This window comes from Microcoleus asticus IPMA8, from assembly GCF_013179805.1.
Lineage (GTDB): Bacteria > Cyanobacteriota > Cyanobacteriia > Cyanobacteriales > Microcoleaceae > Microcoleus > Microcoleus asticus.
Genome location: NZ_SRRZ01000008.1, coordinates 46,985 through 65,106, shown reverse-complemented (window position 1 = coordinate 65,106; position 18,122 = coordinate 46,985). Strand labels below are relative to the sequence as shown.

Here is an 18,122-nt window from a genome sequence, read left to right as displayed (position 1 = left end):
GTGAATAGCAATCCACAAGACGGAACATCTGTTAAAAAATACGGATTAGCCCTGCACACAGCTAGTCGCGAACTCGGTTTAGCCATCAGCAATTTTGCCGGGGATTCTCGCTGCCAAACTTGGAACTTGGATCGCGATTTAGCCACTCATTTGCATCAGTATTTAGTCGAGTTTATTCAGCCGCAAACTTGGGCGGATTTAGCTTTTATTGCAGTGGCGAAGGGGCCCGGAGGTTTCACGGGGACTCGGATGGGTATGGTGACGGCGCGGACTTTGGCTCAACAGTTGGATATTCCAGTTTTTGCGATTTCAACTTTGGCGGCTGTCGCTTGGGCGGCACCCCCCCAACCCCCCCTTGCTAAGGGGGGGCTTTTGAATATGGAACCTCCCCTTGCTAAGGGGGGGCTTTTGAATACGGAACCCCCCCAACCCCCCCTTGCTAAGGGGGGGCTTTTGAGTGCAGAATCCCCCCTTGCTAAGGGGGGGGTTTTGAGCGTGGCGCTGCAAATGCCTGCACAGCGGGGACAATTGTTTGGCGCTGTTTATTCAGTTAACAAAGATTCTGGTTTAACTGAGTTGTTTCCTGATACCGTAATGACGGCGGAATCCTGGCAGGAAAAGTTGGAAAGTTTGGAAAGTTCCTATCAGTTAATTGAAGTTGGCAGCGAGTTGGGCTGGTCTGTTTCTAGTGTGTTGGAATTGGCTTATTTGGAGTGGCAAATGGGAAGTCGTCCTGATTGGTCGGATGCTTTGCCTTTTTACGGTCAACATCCGGTTAAGGGACACTGAATATTGGGAATAGGGCATTGGGAATAGGGAATTGGGCATTATTTTTTTTCAGTTAAATCAACTTGTAGAGTGCGTTTTTTTTCCGACCATACCCGATGCCCGATGCCCGTAAATGATTTATAACCAATTAAGCCGACTTGATATCGTTGTTTATTTAAGGGCGATACAAACTTCGAGGCAAAAAGTTAATGTTAGCGGGTCTGGGTTTTCGGTTCGCAATCGATCGATCTCAGCTCGATCGCAGCCGCGAGATTCCATAAAATCGAGCATCCAGTTCGTTATGGTAGCGAGATCGATGTATTTTGCTCCGAGACAAACAGGGCAAATTTCGGGACTGAGGGTACCGGTGCCGCCGCATTCGGGGCAATCCCAGTGGGTTGTTACGGGATCGGGGGTAGTTAGGATGTTGTTCATGCTGGGAAAAAGTACGCGCGGCGTAGCGATCCTGCAGGGAATCGCACTACTCGTTAACTCTAGCAAAAATGCCGATCGCCCTGACTTCTTCCTGCCTTTACACTAAGCGAGCTAGTGATTAAGATTGACAAAAATACAAAAGGGGTGGCTATGTTCGATCGCACTCAATGGGTTTTGGCTGGTATGTCGATCGCGCTTTCGCTTCAGTTAAGTCAGCCAGTGGCAGCAGCCGTGCCCGTTGGCAAAGCCGTACAAACGGCGCAAAATACCAGTAGTGACGCTGCTATAAAAGCTTTAAACGAAGGATTACAACTTTACTACCAAGGGACGATAGAATCTTTCAAAGGTGCGCTCGTCAAATATGAACAAGCATTAAACCTGTATCGATCGGCGGGCGATCGTGCTAAAGAAGCTGTCACTATCAGCAACATCGGTTTAGTTTACTCAGATTTGGGAGAAACACAAACAGCTTTAGGCTATTACAATCAGTCGCTTCTCCTAAGTCGGGCTGTGGGCGATCGATCACAGGAAGCTGTTACCCTCAGCAATATAGGCTTAGTTTACTCAAATTTGGGGGAGAAACAGAAAGCTTTAGAATATTACAATCAATCTCTTCCCCTCAGTCGCGCTACTGGTAATCGATCGCAGGAAGCTGTTACCCTCAGTAATATAGGCTTAGTTTACTCAAATTTGGGGGAAAAACAGAAAGCTTTAGAATATTACAATCAATCTCTTCCCCTCAGTCGGGCGATCGGCAATCGCTCGCAGGAGTCTATCACCCTCAACAATATTGGCAGTATCTACGACTATTTGAGAGAGAAACAGAAAGCTTTAGAATATTACAATCAATCTCTTCCCTTCAGTCGGGCGATCGGCAACCCAGGAAGAGAAGCTCTCACCCTTAATAATATTGGAAAAATCTATGAAGATATCGGAGAAAAACAAAAAGCTTTAGAATATTACAATCAATCCCTTCCCTTAAGTCGCGCCGCCGGTAATCGATCGCAAGAAGCTGTCACTCTCAACAACATTGGCTTGGTTTACTCAGATTTGGGAGAAAAACAGAAAGCTTTAGAATATTTCAGCCAATCCCTTCCCCTGAGTCGGGCCGTCGGCGATCGCTCAGTGGAAGCTATCACCCTCAACAATATTGGTAGAATCTACGAAGATATCGGAGAAAAACAAAAAGCTTTAGAATATTATAATCAATCTCTTTCCCTGAGTAGAGGCGTCAGCAATCAATGGCAAGAAGCTATCACCCTCAACAACATTGGCTTAGTGTACTCGGATTTGGGAGAAAAACAGAAAGCTTTAGAATATTTCAGCCAATCCCTTCCCCTGAGTCGGGCCGTCGGCGATCGCTCAATGGAAGCTATTACCCTCAACAATATTGGGTTAGTGTACTTGGATTTGGGAGAAAAACAGAAAGCTTTAGAATATTTCAGCCAATCCCTTCCCCTGAGCCGGGCTGTCGGCAACGCTGGAAAAGAAGCTCTCACCCTTTACAACATGGCTTTTCTCAAACGCGATCGTGGCAATCTTACCGAAGCCCTCAATGACATTGAAGCCTCAATCAAAATAATCGAAAATCTCCGCACCAAAATTGCCAGCCCAGAACTTCGCACCTCATACTTTGCCACAGTACAAAACTACTACGAATTCTACATCGACCTGTTAATGCAACTGCATAAAACTAATCCTAAATCCGGTTACGATACAAAAGCCTTAGAAGCCAGCGAACGTTCGAGAGCCCGCAGCCTCCTCGAACTCCTCCAAGAAAGTAACGCCAACATTCGCGCAGGCATTGACCCCAATTTACTGCAACAAGAAAATCGCGCAAAACAGCAACTCGATGCAATTGAAAAGCAGCGCATCGAAGCCCTCAGTCACCCCAATCCCCAGCAAGCTAAAATCGATGAAATAGAGAAACAGCGCCTCACACTCCTGCAAGAATATCAGCAAATTCAAACCGGGATTCGTAGCGCCAGCCCCCGCTACGCTGCCCTCACCCAACCCCAACCTTTAACGCTGCCAGAAATTCAGAAACAGATTCTCGATGAAAACACTATTTTATTGCAGTATTCCCTCGGGAAAGACCGCAGTTATTTGTGGGTTGTGACATCAACCGGACTAACTAGCTATGAATTGCCAAAACAGGTTGACATTGAAACAGCCGCCCGGAAGTTTCGAGACGCAATAACTAGCGCAACTTACAGAAATATTCCCCAAAAAATTGCCGACGTGAGTGCAAACCTGGGTCAATTAATTTTACAGCCCGCAGCAGCCCAATTAGGAAACAAACGCTTATTAATTGTTCCCGACGGCGTGCTGCACTATACCCCTTTTCCGGCTTTAAATCTTGCCCAAACCGCCGGACAAAATGCCAATATTCCCTTAATCACCCAACATGAAATTATTACGCTGCCTTCCGCCTCAACTCTCGCCATTCTCAGGCAAAATTACGGAGACAGAAAACCGCCGGGCCAAACTTTAGCAATTTTAGCCGATCCTGTTTTCAGTCCAGATGATGAAAGAGTCAAAGGACAACTTACCCCAGCAACCACCGAAAAGTTAGAAGCAAATAACCTCGGTTTAAATCGAGCGCTTAGTGCTTCTAATAGGGAATGGCCGCCAAAACGCCTACCATTTACTCGCCAAGAAGCCCAAACAATATTAAGCTTATTCCCCTCAGCTTCTAGCAGTGAAAAGATTGATTTTTCCGCCAGTCGCACTACTGCTACCGACGGCAGTTTAGCTAATTATCAAATCGTGCACTTCGCCACCCACGGCATGGCTAACAGCCAAAATCCAGAACTGTCAGGAATTCTGATGTCGATGATAGATGACAAAGGCAATCTTGTCAATGGTTTTTTGCGCCTTACCGATATTTTTAACTTGAAATTAGCGGCCAATTTAGTGGTTTTAAGTGCTTGTCAATCGGGCATGGGACAGAATATTAAAGGCGAAGGAATGGTCGGATTAACAAGGGGTTTTATGTATGCGGGGGCGCAGCGGGTGGCGGTGAGCTTGTGGAATGTGGATGATGAAGGAACTTCTGTGTTAATGCAAAAGTTTTATCAAAAAATGCTGCAACAAAAGTTAGCGCCGGCGGCAGCTTTGAGGGCGGCGCAGATAGAAATGATGCAGCATGAAAAATGGCAATCCCCCTATTATTGGGCTGCTTTTACGTTGCAAGGCGAGTGGAAATGATATACAGCACTTTTGCTGGTAAGTAAGTACATAGCCCTTGTAGGGACACGGCATTGCCGTGTCCCTAGGGGGATCGAAGAGCGATCCGGGTGTATTTCATAAACGTGGAATCTGCTGTATGACTTTTATGAACTCAAAATTATGAAACTTATGAATTGACTTGAAGCTCAGCCTGTTTTAAAATGTTAATTAACTGGGGTCAGTAAGTCGCATAAAAAACTCCTACCGCCTCTTAATATATGGAAAATCGACTGACTCAAACTCAACTAAAGCAAATAGTAGCTGAAGTAGAACGCCTTTCTAACATCCGGCAATCTGAACTTGATTCCGAAGAAGTCAAAGAAATTTTGCAGGAATTGAATTTGCCTCCAGAGTTGCTAAATGAAGCTTTAATCCAGTTGCAGCGTCGGGAAGCACTAGCCCAGCAGCAGCGGCGAAATCGGTGGATTGCAGGAGGATTGGCTGCGGCTGCGGCGGGGGCGATCGCAATTACCGGATTCTACATTCAGCAAAACCGACAAGCGATCGATCGCGTTTCAATTCAAGAAAACCGCATAACTTCGGTGCAGGATGATGGTGGCAATTTGACAGTTATTTCCCGCCAAAATAATCCTGAAATATTTTATCGTACTACGTTGAAAGATGCACCGATAGGCAAAAAACTGTCGTTATCTTGCGATTGGATTGACCCCAGCGGTCAAGTTGTCAAACAAAACCGCTATCAGACTCGCGAAATCGACAAACCTATCTGGAATACTCAATGCCGCTACCAAATTGGTACTGCTGCTGCTACCGGAAATTGGCAAGTTAAAATGTTCGTTGAAAGTCGTGCGATCGGCAGTACATCCTTTGAAGTTAAATAATTATAAAAAACTCGCCTATGGATAGATTTTAATATGGGAATCACCAACAAACCGCGTCAATTTTTAGGATACTGGGGCTGCGATTCTCGCCACAAATCAGAAGCGCTGCTGGCGAAAATTATCAGCCAGTCTGCCAGAGAAATTCCAGTTCACAAAGTCGAGGATTCTTCCAGTTTCTCCACCGCAGGCAGCGAAAATCATCCAATTTGGAATGTTGCTAGTACCGAACTCGATGGCGCGCCAGACTTGCCGACAAAAAAGAGCAATTCCCTTCGGGATAGCTACGCTTCACGTACTTTGCAAATCGCCGCCCTCTCAGCATCTGGACTGTGTACTTATCCATCAATTAACGGTTTGCTGTTACCTGATGCCTGGGTAAACGTTCGAGAAAATTGCCTGATTTTAGGACGGGAACCCTTCGGGCGAGTAACGCTTTACTGGACGCGAATCGGGACGAGTATTTGGTTTGCATCGAGATTGCAACTGCTGTTAAATATTTGCGAACAGCCAGATGTAAGCATTCCCGGTTTGTACGGGTATAGCTGTTTTTCCTATGTCCCAACTCCTTTAACTCCGGTCAAAAATGTGTTCGCAGTTCCCGCCGGAACCGAATTGACGTGGGAGTGCGATCGAGATAGCGGTGTCATTTTTGAACCAAAATCACAACGCTTGTTGGAATGGCAAGAAAATTCAGAAAAAATACAAGACGAAGCAGAAGCGATCGCACAATTACAAAACTTACTTAAAGATGCCGTTCACCGTCAAATTGCCGATATAGACAGCAGTGAAACTGTCGGAGTATTTCTATCAGGCGGTTTAGATTCCTCAGTTGTCGCAGCTTTATTAGTAAAAGCCGGAGTCAAAGTGCGCGCTTATACTCTGGACTTTGGCGAAGCCGGAATTCCTGAATATCCTTGGGCCGAACAAGTAGCCTACTCGCTGAACATTCCCTTAGTAAAAGTAGATGCCAGGCCGCACCGGATTAAACAAGTTTTGCATTCTGCTGTGAAAGCTTTAGATTTGCCTTTTGGCGACGGAGTTACAGTGCCGCTGTACCTTTTAAATGAAGCTGCGAGTCAAGAAACGGATCTCGTTTTCAATGGCGAAGGCGGCGATCAGTTATTTGCGGGATGGACAAATAAACCCCTGATTGCAGCGGGTATTTATCTAGCAGCAAATCCTGCCGGAGACGAAGCTTTTGCCCTGCAATACCTGCGAACTTTTCACCGGATGTGGGGATACGAAACTAAAGTTTACCAGCCGCAAATTTACACTCAAATTCAGAATTTGCACCCTCAAGATTGGCTGCTAGAGGCTCTTAATCCTGCTTTAGGCGGGTCTTTGCTCCATCGCCTCCGCCGCGCGGGGCTGATGCTCAAAGGCGCCCAGAACATCCATCCCCGTGCTGCTAATTTAGCTCTAGCATTTGGTCTGAAAGTGCGATCGCCCTTTTGCGATTTTGCCTTAACAGACTGGACGTTTAAACTGTCAGGAGAATTGTGTTTGCGGGGTGCTTGCGAGAAATACATCCTCAAACGAAGCGTGGAAAATTGGCTGCCTGCGGAAATAGTTTGGCGGGAAAAGCGGGGTATGGGGGTTCCCTTAACTTCCTGGTGTTTTAATGAATTTTGGCATCACATTGGCGATTGGTTGAACCCTGCCGTGCTGCTATCAGAGAAACGCTGGCAACCCGATTTGGCTGCTCAAATTGTGTCCGGCAAATTCGCAGCGGGAATTCAAGGCCGCCGCATTGGCGAAATTATTTGGCTGTTAATTATGTGGCAAATTTGGCGATCGCAGATCTTAGGCGAGGAAGTGAAAAACAAATCTTGGAATCATCCATTTTGGTTGCCCCGATCGGTTTGGAATTACCGCCAGCGGTGGGCAGAATAAACGCTACTCCCTTTATTCCTCGGCGGTTGAAACCGCGTCTACACAAACGAATTCAGCCTTCGCGGACTAAAGAATAAGTGAGGTATGAAAGCTGGATTTGGGATAATTGCTAATTAAACAAACATCTACTTTACTATTATGTCAACAATCGCAGATCGCAAATCAATTATCAAAGAACAGCCTTTTACTCTTTCCCTAGCCCAAGAGTTATTAGCTACTTACGGTTCGCCGCTTTACGTTTATCAAAGCGATATTTTGCGCCAGACGATTGCCCGCATTACTAAGGCAATTTCCTATCCGCGAACTCAATTTTGTTTTGCCAGCGTGACGAACGGCAACATCGCACTGCTGCAAATTTTTCAAGCTTGCGGGTGGGGACTGCACGCCAATACACCGGGAGATATTTATTTAGGAAGTCAGGCAGGTTTTGCGCCCAACAACATTGTTTACAGCGGCAGCAATTTGCACCGAAATGAGATGGCACAAGTTCTCAAATGGGGTGTCAAAACTCTGAATTTCGACAGTCTTGCTCAGTTGCAGTTGTGCTGTGAAGTTTATCAATCTCTCAGGGAAAACCAACAGATTTTAGAACCGCCCAGTTTGGGTTTGAGACTGAATTTGCCCGAACTAACGGGAGAGAGTCGAATTGGAGTGCGATCGACTGAATTCCCAGAGGCGATCGCCCTCGCTAGAAAAGCCGGATTAAAGCTCAGCGGATTGCATTTTTATCGCGGTACCGGCACTAATTCTACCGCAGCTTTTACTCAAGTAATTAATACTATAATTGCCGCAGCTCAGCAATTGCCAGATTGGGAATATCTCGATTTTGGTGGCGGTTTTGGCTATCCTTACCGCAGCGGGGGTACAGCCTTTGACTGGGAACTGTTCGGAGCAGAAATAACCAGCAAAATCAGCCAACTCGATCGCGGAATTCAGCTAATAGTTGAACCAGGGCGATCGGTTGTAGCAGGATGTGCTACTTTGCTCGCTCAAGTTGTTTCGACAAAATGGCAGGAAGCCAAACAAATTGTCGGTGTAGATACTACTGTTGCTAATCTTTCAGTGCCGTCTGTTCACGGCGGTTATCGAGAGATTTATACCTGGAATTGCCGGGATTCTCTACATCTTACTGATGTTTGCGGCAATACTACTTATTCGCGGGATTATTTGGGAAAAAACTGTCATTTACCAGCTTTGAGAGTTGGGGAAATCCTGGCTATTTTAGATGTGGGAGCCTACGGCTATGCCATGTCATCGCACTTTTTGCACCGCCCCAGACCTGCGGAATTGCTGTTAGAAAATAGCAGGCATCGCGTGATTCGCCAAAGAGAAGATTACAGCATTTTGTTAGCAAATCAAGTTTTTTGAATCATCATTGGGAGACGTTTATGAAGTGCATTAACTGCCAAACTGACAATAAGTTAAAAGATCGCACGGCAAATAGCGGCCGCTGTGTACGATGCAGGCATAAGTTTGCATTTGAACCGACTTCAATGACTGGTGTCAAAATAACTGACCCGATGTTTGCCAAGGCGATCGCAGATATTTCTGTTAATGATACGCTGTTTTTTACCCCGAAGCAGTTATTTTACCTTTTAGACAAGCGATCGAGACCAAAAAATGATGAACTGTTCTACACAATCCCAGGATACGTAATTATTAATATAGTTTCGGGTATCTTTGTTCTTATCTTGACACCCAATCTCTTTTCCGGAGAGAGTATAGCTTTCATTTTTGTAATGTTTGCTATCAATAGTTTATTGATTGCAGGAACTTTTACTGCTAGCCGTTCTAGGAAGTATCCGTACAAACAACGCCAGAAATTTGCAAAGACTTTGCAAGTTTGGGGAGGAATAGTTCTGGTGTGTGGAATTGGTGTAAGTCTCTTATCAAATTCCTTTCCGCTGTTTTTAGCGAGCTGCGCTATCGGACTGCTATCTATCTATTTGGGAACCCGAAAAATTGACAAAAAACCTGCAAATAGTCAAGAATTTACTATTGAGTTAAATCAATTTCAAGGCTGGCTTAATACTTGGAGAGAAATTAACTCTCTGACTAAATTGCTGCCGCCTCCCCGCGCTCTAAATGGAAATACCGCCGTTAGTCCTGATGTCAGCGCTTACAGTTTTGACAGATTAGTTGTGTGCGATCGCCCGGAAATTGCCCAATTTTTAATCGCCAACAATTTTCACTTTGAAAACAACTGTGCAGTCCTCAGCATTACCGGATATCCTCAAAGTATCTTCGACACAACTATGGAAATGCTGCGCCGAAATCCCGACTTAAAAGTGTACGCTTTGCACGATTGCACTCCCCGAGGAATTGGTTTAGTTGACCGCTTGCGTACCAGTCCTAATTGGTTCTCAGATAGCAGCGCGATAATTATTGATATCGGATTCCTTCCCAGGCAAATTATTGCGGCTGGCGACAATATGTGTGTTCTAAGTTCTGAGAGTTCGGCACGAGATTCTGTACAACTGCCGCCAGCAATTCGCCAAGATTTATCCGCTGAAGAATTGGAGTGGTTGGAATTAGGTAATTATGTAGAATTGGAATCGTTTAGTCCTCAAAAACTGATTCAAATTTTGAATCTAGGAATTGCCGGCAGTCGAGATTTAGGCAGCGATGACAGCAGTTTGATTTTGCTAGGTGGTACGGATAGTTCTATCTATGTTGTTGACAGTTTTGGTTGAGGTTTGTAGGGAAACGGCATTGCCGTGTCCGCATTGCCGTTTCCATGCCAAAATCCTGTGAGATAGGGAAACGGCATTGCCGTTTCCGCGCAGATAAGGAAACGGCATTGCCGTTTCCCTACAGATATAATGCGCAATTAAGCCGATTTGATATTACTTATTACCTTGCAGCCAAATTTCTAAACTCGCCAACAGCCACAGTTTAACGCCGTAACGCCCCCAGGTATCTCCTTCATAGTCTAGCCATTGACCTATCAAAGATTGGTTGAAATAAGGAGCGATCGCAGCTTTTTTCGACAGCAGCAAACCCTTAGCCTCTCGTTGCCAAAACTTCTTAAATCCCAACTGTACGGGAACCAGCATCCCGCTTTTTGGTCGGTCTAAAATTTGAGCGGGCAAAAGGTTTGCAACCGCTTGTTTTAACACAGCTTTTTCCACAACTCCCGAGAGTTTGTATTCCGGCGGAATAGTCATGCTCAAGTCAACTATTCGCTGGTCAAAAAGAGGCGATCGCCCGTGCAAGTCAGCAGCTTGAGTCAAGTTGTTCACTTTGGTCAAAATCTGGTCTGCTCCCTTAAATTTAATATTTAATGCCATTAATCGATTTAGATAACTGTCGCTGCTATTCAAATCCGCACTAAATACCGAAGGTTCTGTTTTTCCCGCTGCTAAAATTTCCGGTTTTAAAAGTTGAGGCAAATCCGCAGCGCACTTTTGAAATGACATCAAATATGCTGGCAGCGCATCCAAATTAGTGAGAGAATTGTACAAGCTGTTAATTAGCATCGGTTGATTTTTCGGCCCGCCAAAACACGGGTCGCCACCTTCGCCGTTGAGGACAATTTCGACAGATTCTCGTGCCAATTTTCCTAATAGCAAGTTTGGCACTGTCAGGGGGTCGCCGATCGGATCGTCTAAATAGCTCATTGTTTCTGGCAATTTTTCCCACATATCCCGAAAGCTAATTTCTAAAATGTGGTGTTGAGTTTGGCAGTGTTGGGCAACTAAACTGGAAAACTCTAATTCATTGGCGCATTCTGCACCAAAATGAATTGAGTAAGTGTGAACTGGTCGATCGTGAAATTTAGCAGCTAAAGCAGCGATGCAGCTAGAGTCTAACCCGCCGGAAAGAAAGACGCCTACAGCTTGATTTGCAGGCAAATATTCTCGGACAATTTCATCTAAAAGAGAGCGCAATCTCGCACCGTGCCATTCTAAAGATTGTTCGGCCTCGACAACTTGTTCTCGGAGTTCCCAGTAAGCGGAAATTGTGTCGTCAGGGAAGCTTAAAACCGTTCCTGGGCGCAGTTCTCGCACTTGCTGCCAGAGGGTACGATCGCCCGGAACAAAGGAGCAGCAGAGGTAATCTCGCAGCGCTACCAGGTCGATCGCCCTTGAATGGTAGGGTGCGATCGCCCGCAGTTGAGGAGAAATCCAGCGAGTCGCGCCAACATCAGTGTAGTAAAGAGTGCGCGCACCCGCGCGATCGCGCGCCATGCGCAAAACTTGCCCTTCTCTGTCCCAAACCGCGAACGCGAACATACCCGCCAGCAGCGGCAAACATTCAACCCCCCAGCGTTCCCACAGTTGAGCGACTAATTGGCGATCGCAGCCCTGCCAACTATTCGCAGCAACCCCCAATCTTTCCAGCAATTCTAATCGGTTGCTCAGCCAAATATCGCCGACAACTGCAAATTTTTCTAAGGGACTTAGAATTATCTGAACAGTTGGGTTTGAGCAAATAATAGCAAGTTGACCTTCTCGCCACGCTGTATTATCTTCGATCGCGTCTGTTTTTCCCCAAGCTATCCGCCAATTTGAGGCTAATTCAACCAGATAATTTGGAGGTAGAGAGGATTTTTGTTTTTGGCTACCTGTATAATTAAAAAATGATTTTTTATCGCTCATTTTTGCCAACTCAATATCATTATAAATATTATCAACTATAACTTACATCTTGCACCATTCTCAAAAACGGGCAAGATGCCCGTTCCACAAACAATGAGTTTTCTTGTGGGGCGGGCATCTTGCCCGCCCATAAAAGGGTTTATCGCCCGCTAGCTAAAGCCTCCCGCAATTTGCGGCCGCGCGATTTATCCCGGAGTTCTGGAGTCGCCATCCGCAACACAAAATCCAGCAGCCAAGGAGCAATTCGGTGACACCAAACTGCTAGATGACTTTGATATCCTACCAAGATTTCCGGCGCATCTTTGTGCAATCCCGCGACAAGTGCTAAGGCAACTTTTTCGGGAGTTGTGGGTACTACCCAGCGAAATTGTTCCAAGTCTCGCACCATGTCGGTATCTGTTAGGGATGGGAGCAAAGCTGTGACTCGAACATTGTACTGAGTTAACTCGCTGCGTAAAGCTTGGGTGAATCCCAAAATGGCAAATTTGGTAGCAGAATAAGTGGCCATTGTGGGAGCGGCAATTTTTCCCATCAAGCTCGAAACATTGACGATGGTTCCCTCTTTTTGAGTCGCCATTCGCCTTGCAATCAAGCGGGTAATTGTGTAGGTTCCGAGCAAATTTAAGGCGATTTCTTCCTCGATTAACGGGAGTGGCGAACGCAAGAAAGATGCTTGGTGGGCGACGCCCGCACAGTTGACTAGCAGGTGAATCGGGCCGAAATCTCGCCAAGCTTGGGCGATCGCAATATTCACTGCTACTGACTGAGTTAAATCCAAAGCTAACGGCACTATTTCGGTGCCAAAAACATCGATTTCCTCTGCCAGTTCAATTAATTGCTTGCGGTTGCGAGCTACAATCAACAAACGTTTGACTCCTTGTCTCCCTAATTCCAGGGCGATCGATCGCCCAATTCCGCGCGAAGCTCCTGTAACAAGAGCTGTTTTTCCTTGAAGTTGCATAGATTAAACCTTTTGGTTGATGCTCACCGCAACACGGAGTTATGAGTTGTGAGTTGTGAATTATCAGTTATGAGTTGAATGTTTTGGCGGTAACAACTCATAATCCATAATTTTGGGAAAGGCTATCTTTTTTCGACAGACCTCATTTACTTGTGGGGTTAACTCAAAACCAAAAACTGTTGAATCGCTAACGTGCGCGTGAGTTGAACTAAACTTTTAGTTTGCCAGGAATCAGTCAAATATCTGGTCACTTAACCTCATGCAAGCAGACAAACGTGAGATGAGAAAACCTAGTCGGGAATCATGCCAAAGCTGGCTTTAGTACCGCTCTTTATTCAGTTAGCGTCGGCGGACTTTGCCTGTGCAGCCGCGAATAAATTCGCCGGGGATTGGTTTTATTCAGTCCGCGTCGGCGGACTTTGCCTGTGTAGCCGCGAATTTATTCGCCGGGAATACTCGCCTGGATTGGTTATTCGTTTGGGCTTAATTAGCCCTCTTTTTTTAGTCCGCAGAGGCAGACGATATCCTGTGCAGTCGCGACTTACAATCGCCGGGGATTCGCGCGAATTGGCACAGGATAATTGAGCAATGCAGATGATCAATTCCACACCTCCTAGATATGAGAATTTCCTATCTACACACACCTTAACAACTAGAAGTTAAAGCGGCAACAATTTTTAATAAATCTTCCGCAACACTTCTTTACACAATTCTCATACGGCAGATTTCCAAGTGCCGTGAAAGCCCAAAGGTATGACTCCGGGCAATTCTAGCTGGCAAACAGGTTCGCGGGAAAGTCCGTCGCTGTCAAATATCCAGACTTCGCTGCTATCAGAATTGCCGTCATAAATAACTGTTACTATCCAACCTTTCTCCGAGGAAATATCTGGAACGTAGATGGGTTCTATGGGATAGCGATTTTTGCCACAGTCGGCAATTGTGAGATGGCGGCTTTGCGTGTCAAAACGGGCGATCGCACCGTAACGTTCCGGTACAATATCAACGTCAGGCCGATACATTGCCAGATAAATATATCGCGAGTCTTGCCCTATTTCTGAAGCAGGTACCGTCGGAAATTCGCAAGGTTGATCCAACAATTCTTCGGCTGCTGTCACTTTCCCAGTTTGAGGATTGAGATGCACCCGCCACAGAGTCCCCTCCGCATCAGTGCGAGTTTCACCCGCCGCTACTTCTTTCAGGCGCTGATTAGTTTGAAAGTCAGCGAAGCGCACAAAATCAACCGCCACCGAACCATCTTCTTTGACAAAACCGTTAGCAAAATGCCACTGGAACCAAGGTTCCGTTTCACCGCGACTAACTAAAGAGAGAGTTTCCGAGTCAACTATTAATATCTGCGTTCCTAACTCTGGTTTCCATTCCAAAGAGTCGCCGAAACTGCTAATTCCAGCTAACGTTGGGAAAACTTTAAGTCGTATCGGCGGTACAAAAAATATTAGATACTTTCCTGCTAAAACAAAATCGTGTAACAAAGGAATTCCTTCTAAAGCAACAGTTGCTTTTTGGACAATTTTGCCTGTAGGATCGCTTTTATAGAGATTCAACTTGGTACTGGCACCATGTGTAATTCCAAAGTTAAAAATGTTGCCAGTAATCGGGTCGCGCTTGCAGTGAGCGGAATAAGAAGATCCACTCTCTAAACTTCCTAAATCGTCCGTTCCGCGAGTTTCCAAGGTTTGCAAATCGAGGCTGTGAGGCAAGCCTGCTTCCCACAAAGCTAAAAGGCGATCGGGCAAAGCTAAAACAGAAGTATTGGCAACATTTTTAACAGGTTTTCTCCAGCGCAGCCACACAGGTCCCGGTGCTGTCATACCGTAATTAGGGTAGAGAAATTTATCAGCTTTTTCCTCAGCTTGATATCCCGCTGTTTCCACATAGCGATAAACAGCCGCAGCACCCGCATCGGTAAAATGTACTGCCAAAATTGCACCGTCGCCGTCAAACCAGTGTCCCGCATTCATGCCGCCGCGTTGCAAACGTGCGGGCCCGTTACGGTAGAGAGTTCCCCGCAATCCTGCGGGAATTTTACCGCTTTTAACCAATAGCTGAGTCAGCGGAAATTCCGCAGCCGGACGGGCTAAAGCTTTAGCCCAAGATTTTTTAGCTGAGATTTGAGTGCCGGTTTTCATTTGAAACTCGCAAGTTTTAACTGATATGACATAATTTTTGCTATACAATTATAGCAAAAATTAACTAACAGCTATGACTCTCCGCCGCCGCGCTCTGCTCAGAACTTTTGGGTTGACTGCTATTGGTACTCAGCTTTTGCCGATCGCCCAAACCAACCTATCCCCCAAAACTGCGATCGAGCCGCGCCGCCTGCAAGCCGGCGATACTGTAGCTTTAATCAATCCTGCCGCTTTCAACTACGAAAAAGAAGTGCAGCCATTTTTCAAAGTTCTGGATAACCTGGGTTTAAAAGTTAAATTGGGAGAGCATTTTTACGACCGCTACGGCTATTTAGCAGGCAAGGATGCCGATCGCGCCGCCGATGTCAACGCAGCCTTTGCCGATGACTCAGTGCGAGCTATTTTTACCGGGATGGGCGGCTGGGGCTGCGCTAGAATATTGCCGCTCCTAGATTACAATATTATCCGTAACAATCCCAAAATTATGATGGGATTCAGCGATATTACTGCGCTGTTATTGGCGATTTATGCTAAAACTAATATAGTTACTTTTCACGGCCCTTTAGGTGCCTCAAGTTGGAGTCCCTTTACAGTAGATTACGTCAAAAAAGTTTTGTTTGAGGGAGGCTCTGTTACGCTGCAAAACTCCAAAAGCCTGCAAGTTGAAACAATCTGGCGCGGCACAGCTAGGGGAAAACTAATCGGCGGCAATTTATCAGTAATAGCAGCAATGGTGGGTTCTGCATATTTACCGACATGGGAAAACAGTATTTTGTTTGTCGAGGAAGTTGGCGAAGAGGTTTATCGCATAGATAGAATGTTGACGCAGCTCAAATTAGCGGGCATTCTCGATAAAATATCCGGTTTTATTTTCGGACAGTGTACCAAGTGCGAAGCTGAAAAACCCCAAGAGTCCCTAAGCTTACCTCAAGTATTGTCAGACCAGATTCGCCCCTTGAAGATTCCTGCGTGGTATGGTTCAATGGTGGGGCACATTCGGGAGCAGTTCACTTTGCCGATCGGCAAACAAGTCGAAATCGACTCAAATTCTGGTACAATCAGATTGTTATAATCCGCTGTCAGCTAAATTTTAAACTATTCTCGATATTCGCGAAGCTCTTCCTCTGCATTACCGCGCAGAGCCTGGTAATGAAAAAATTAAACATACTATTAGGACGAACGTGAAAAAAGCCGCACAATTAATTAAACCCTTAACAGCAATTCTCTTAACAATAATTTGCTTGTTATCGCAGAACGCTTGCACAGCAGCAGAAGCAAGTAAAACCGCCAGCAGTGACACCATTTATCAGCAGCGAACCGTCCACAATCCCGACGGCACAGGCAAATTTTACATGGGTCGAGAAATTGCCCAAGTCATGGGATATCAAGGCGCTAGTTGGCTGGAAAGACCGTCTCGCGGCATGGAAGACAAATCAGCTCGATTAGTGAACAATCTAGATTTAAAACCAACCGATATTGTCGCCGACATAGGAGCGGGAACGGGATATTTTAGCTTTCGCATTGCTCCCTTAGTTCCACAAGGAAAGGTTTTAGCAGTTGACGTGCAGCCGGAAATGATTAATTTTATTAAATTGAATAAAAAAGAAAAAAATATTGCTAACGTTGAGCCAGTTTTGGGAAGTATTGACAATCCGAATTTGCCGGAAAACAGCGTGGATTTAGTTGTGATGGTCGATGCTTACCACGAATTTGCATATCCCAGAGAAATGATGCAAGGAATTGTAAAAGCACTCAAACCGGGAGGCCGCACGGTATCGATAGAATATCGGGGCGAAAACCCCCTGATTCCCATTAAAGGTTTGCACAAAATGACGCAGAAGCAGGTGAAAAAAGAAATGGCAGCCGTCGGTTTAGTATGGAAAGAGACAAAAGATATGTTGCCACAGCAGCATTTGATGGTGTTTGAGAAACAATCTCAAATTTAGCAGCCAAACAAAGCGATTGCTTACCATTTTTTATCACTTTTGTCAAGGTACAAAAGACGTATTTGTGTGCACGGGCGATCGGTCAGTCAAACATACTAAGCCTTAAGTAACCCTTAAGATAGACTTTTTACTAAAAATACCATTTACAATTAAAAATTGATAACCCAGAGGCGCTTCCTTCATTTTTCAAGCGAAGAAGTGTCGCTATTAAGAAGTACCAGCGTGAACATTCCAAGTTCCATCCTCACCATGCTCGCCGGCATCGGAGTGACTCTGATCAGTCTCTGGTACGGGCAGAATCACGGTTTACTGCCGATCGCCGCCTCTGATGAAGCATCCGACATAGACGCGCTCTTCAATACAATGATGACCATTTCCACTGGATTATTTATCATGGTCCAGGGAATTCTCATCGTTGCTGCAATTAAATATCGCCGCCGTCAAGGAGACAACACAGACGGGCCGCCTTGGCATGACAACTTTCCCTTAGAAATTCTTTGGACAGCCGTGCCGGCGGTGATTATTTTAGGAATCGGAGTCTACAGTTTTGAGATTTACAACTCAATGGGAGGCCTCGATCCGATGGGCAATCACGACCACGGCACCATGCAAGCGCACTCTAAAATGCGGGGAAGTGCGATCGCAGCCACACTCTCAGATACACCCCAAAACGCCCCTCAAATTCCGTCTCAAAAACTCTATGCTTTAGGCGTAGGCGCTTCCCCAGAAAATGAAGACAAACCAGCAGACTTAGTTGTAAATGTCACAGGTTTGCAGTACGCCTGGATTTTTAGCTATCCAGAAAGCGGCGTTAGTTCCGGCGAACTGCATATGCCAGTCAACCGCGACGTACAGCTAAATATCTCAGCTCAAGACGTGCTGCACGCATTTTGGCTGCCGGAATTTCGCCTCAAACAAGATGCAATTCCCGGGCGGCCGAGCGAACTGAGATTTACACCAACTAAAACCGGCGAATACCGGGTTGTTTGTGCTGAATTGTGCGGCGCTTATCACGGAGCGATGAAAGCTTTAGCAGTCGTTCACGCGCCCGAAGAATTCGACAGTTGGCTGCAAAGCCAGCAAGTTGCTAGCAGTCAAAACTTAGAGCAAGCAGTTGCAGTCAATCCTGGGGAATTGTCAGACGGTGAATTTTTGGCTCCCTACGTTAGGGAAATAAAAATTAATTCCGAAACCCTAGAACAACTTCACCCAACTCATCACTAAAAATAGTCATTAGTTCCTGGCAGTGGGTCTTTGATTCTTAGCTAATAACTAATGACTAATAACTAATGACTAAT

The 18,122-nt window shown here is 45.7% G+C and carries 13 protein-coding genes; 9 read left to right on the top strand and 4 right to left on the bottom strand.

Translation table 11 applies throughout. From position 1 onward, the window contains the following. A complete protein-coding gene (gene tsaB, locus E5S67_RS03575) occupies positions 1-789 on the top strand; it encodes a tRNA (adenosine(37)-N6)-threonylcarbamoyltransferase complex dimerization subunit type 1 TsaB (protein ID WP_172185552.1) in 789 nt (262 codons plus the stop codon). Between the two features lie 150 nt (positions 790-939). On the opposite strand, the gene E5S67_RS03570 is transcribed toward tsaB, so the two are convergent. Then, entirely contained in the window at positions 940-1,203 is a 264-nt protein-coding gene (locus tag E5S67_RS03570) for a hypothetical protein (protein WP_172185550.1), read from the bottom strand. 114 nt (positions 1,204-1,317) lie between these two features. Between E5S67_RS03570 and E5S67_RS03565 the strand changes: the two genes are divergently transcribed. From E5S67_RS03565 to E5S67_RS03545, 5 genes are all read left to right on the top strand, one after another. Further along, positions 1,318-4,413, top strand: coding sequence for a CHAT domain-containing protein (locus E5S67_RS03565; protein ID WP_339382936.1), 3,096 nt, complete (start codon positions 1,318-1,320; stop codon positions 4,411-4,413). A 239-nt stretch (positions 4,414-4,652) separates the two neighbouring features. After that, entirely contained in the window at positions 4,653-5,276 is a 624-nt protein-coding gene (locus E5S67_RS03560) for a DUF3859 domain-containing protein (protein WP_172185548.1), read from the top strand. Between the two features lie 33 nt (positions 5,277-5,309). Beyond that, positions 5,310-7,169 carry an asparagine synthetase B family protein gene (locus tag E5S67_RS03555; protein WP_172185546.1) on the top strand — a complete coding sequence of 620 codons (1,860 nt, stop codon included), beginning with the start codon at positions 5,310-5,312 and terminating at the stop codon, positions 7,167-7,169. A 138-nt stretch (positions 7,170-7,307) separates the two neighbouring features. Beyond that, entirely contained in the window at positions 7,308-8,537 is a 1,230-nt protein-coding gene (locus tag E5S67_RS03550) for a diaminopimelate decarboxylase family protein (protein ID WP_172185544.1), read from the top strand. Positions 8,538-8,557: 20 nt separating this feature from the next. Next, entirely contained in the window at positions 8,558-9,862 is a 1,305-nt protein-coding gene (locus tag E5S67_RS03545) for a toprim domain-containing protein (RefSeq protein ID WP_172185542.1), read from the top strand. Positions 9,863-10,015: 153 nt separating this feature from the next. Here the strand turns inward: E5S67_RS03545 and E5S67_RS03540 are convergent, their stop codons facing one another. The 3 genes from E5S67_RS03540 to E5S67_RS03530 all read right to left on the bottom strand — a co-directional run bounded on the left by E5S67_RS03540 (position 10,016) and on the right by E5S67_RS03530 (position 14,878). Next, positions 10,016-11,770 carry an asparagine synthetase B family protein gene (locus tag E5S67_RS03540; protein ID WP_172185540.1) on the bottom strand — a complete coding sequence of 585 codons (1,755 nt, stop codon included), beginning with the start codon at positions 11,768-11,770 and terminating at the stop codon, positions 10,016-10,018. Positions 11,771-11,909: 139 nt separating this feature from the next. Continuing rightward, positions 11,910-12,731 carry an SDR family NAD(P)-dependent oxidoreductase gene (locus E5S67_RS03535; RefSeq protein ID WP_172185538.1) on the bottom strand — a complete coding sequence of 274 codons (822 nt, stop codon included), beginning with the start codon at positions 12,729-12,731 and terminating at the stop codon, positions 11,910-11,912. Between the two features lie 713 nt (positions 12,732-13,444). Further along, positions 13,445-14,878 carry a carotenoid oxygenase family protein gene (locus E5S67_RS03530; protein WP_172185536.1) on the bottom strand — a complete coding sequence of 478 codons (1,434 nt, stop codon included), beginning with the start codon at positions 14,876-14,878 and terminating at the stop codon, positions 13,445-13,447. A gap of 73 nt (positions 14,879-14,951) precedes the next feature. Here E5S67_RS03530 and E5S67_RS03525 point away from each other — a divergent pair, with 73 nt between their 5' ends. From E5S67_RS03525 to E5S67_RS03515, 3 genes are all read left to right on the top strand, one after another. Continuing rightward, positions 14,952-15,950, top strand: a complete 999-nt coding sequence (locus tag E5S67_RS03525; protein ID WP_172185534.1) for a S66 peptidase family protein — start codon at positions 14,952-14,954, stop codon at positions 15,948-15,950. Between the two features lie 109 nt (positions 15,951-16,059). After that, the gene (locus tag E5S67_RS03520) at positions 16,060-16,824 is read left to right on the top strand and encodes a class I SAM-dependent methyltransferase (protein ID WP_339382935.1); all 765 of its coding nucleotides are present in this window, start codon (positions 16,060-16,062) and stop codon (positions 16,822-16,824) included. 222 nt (positions 16,825-17,046) lie between these two features. After that, a complete protein-coding gene (locus E5S67_RS03515) occupies positions 17,047-18,048 on the top strand; it encodes a cytochrome c oxidase subunit II transmembrane domain-containing protein (protein WP_172185532.1) in 1,002 nt (333 codons plus the stop codon). Positions 18,049-18,122 lie beyond the last annotated feature (74 nt).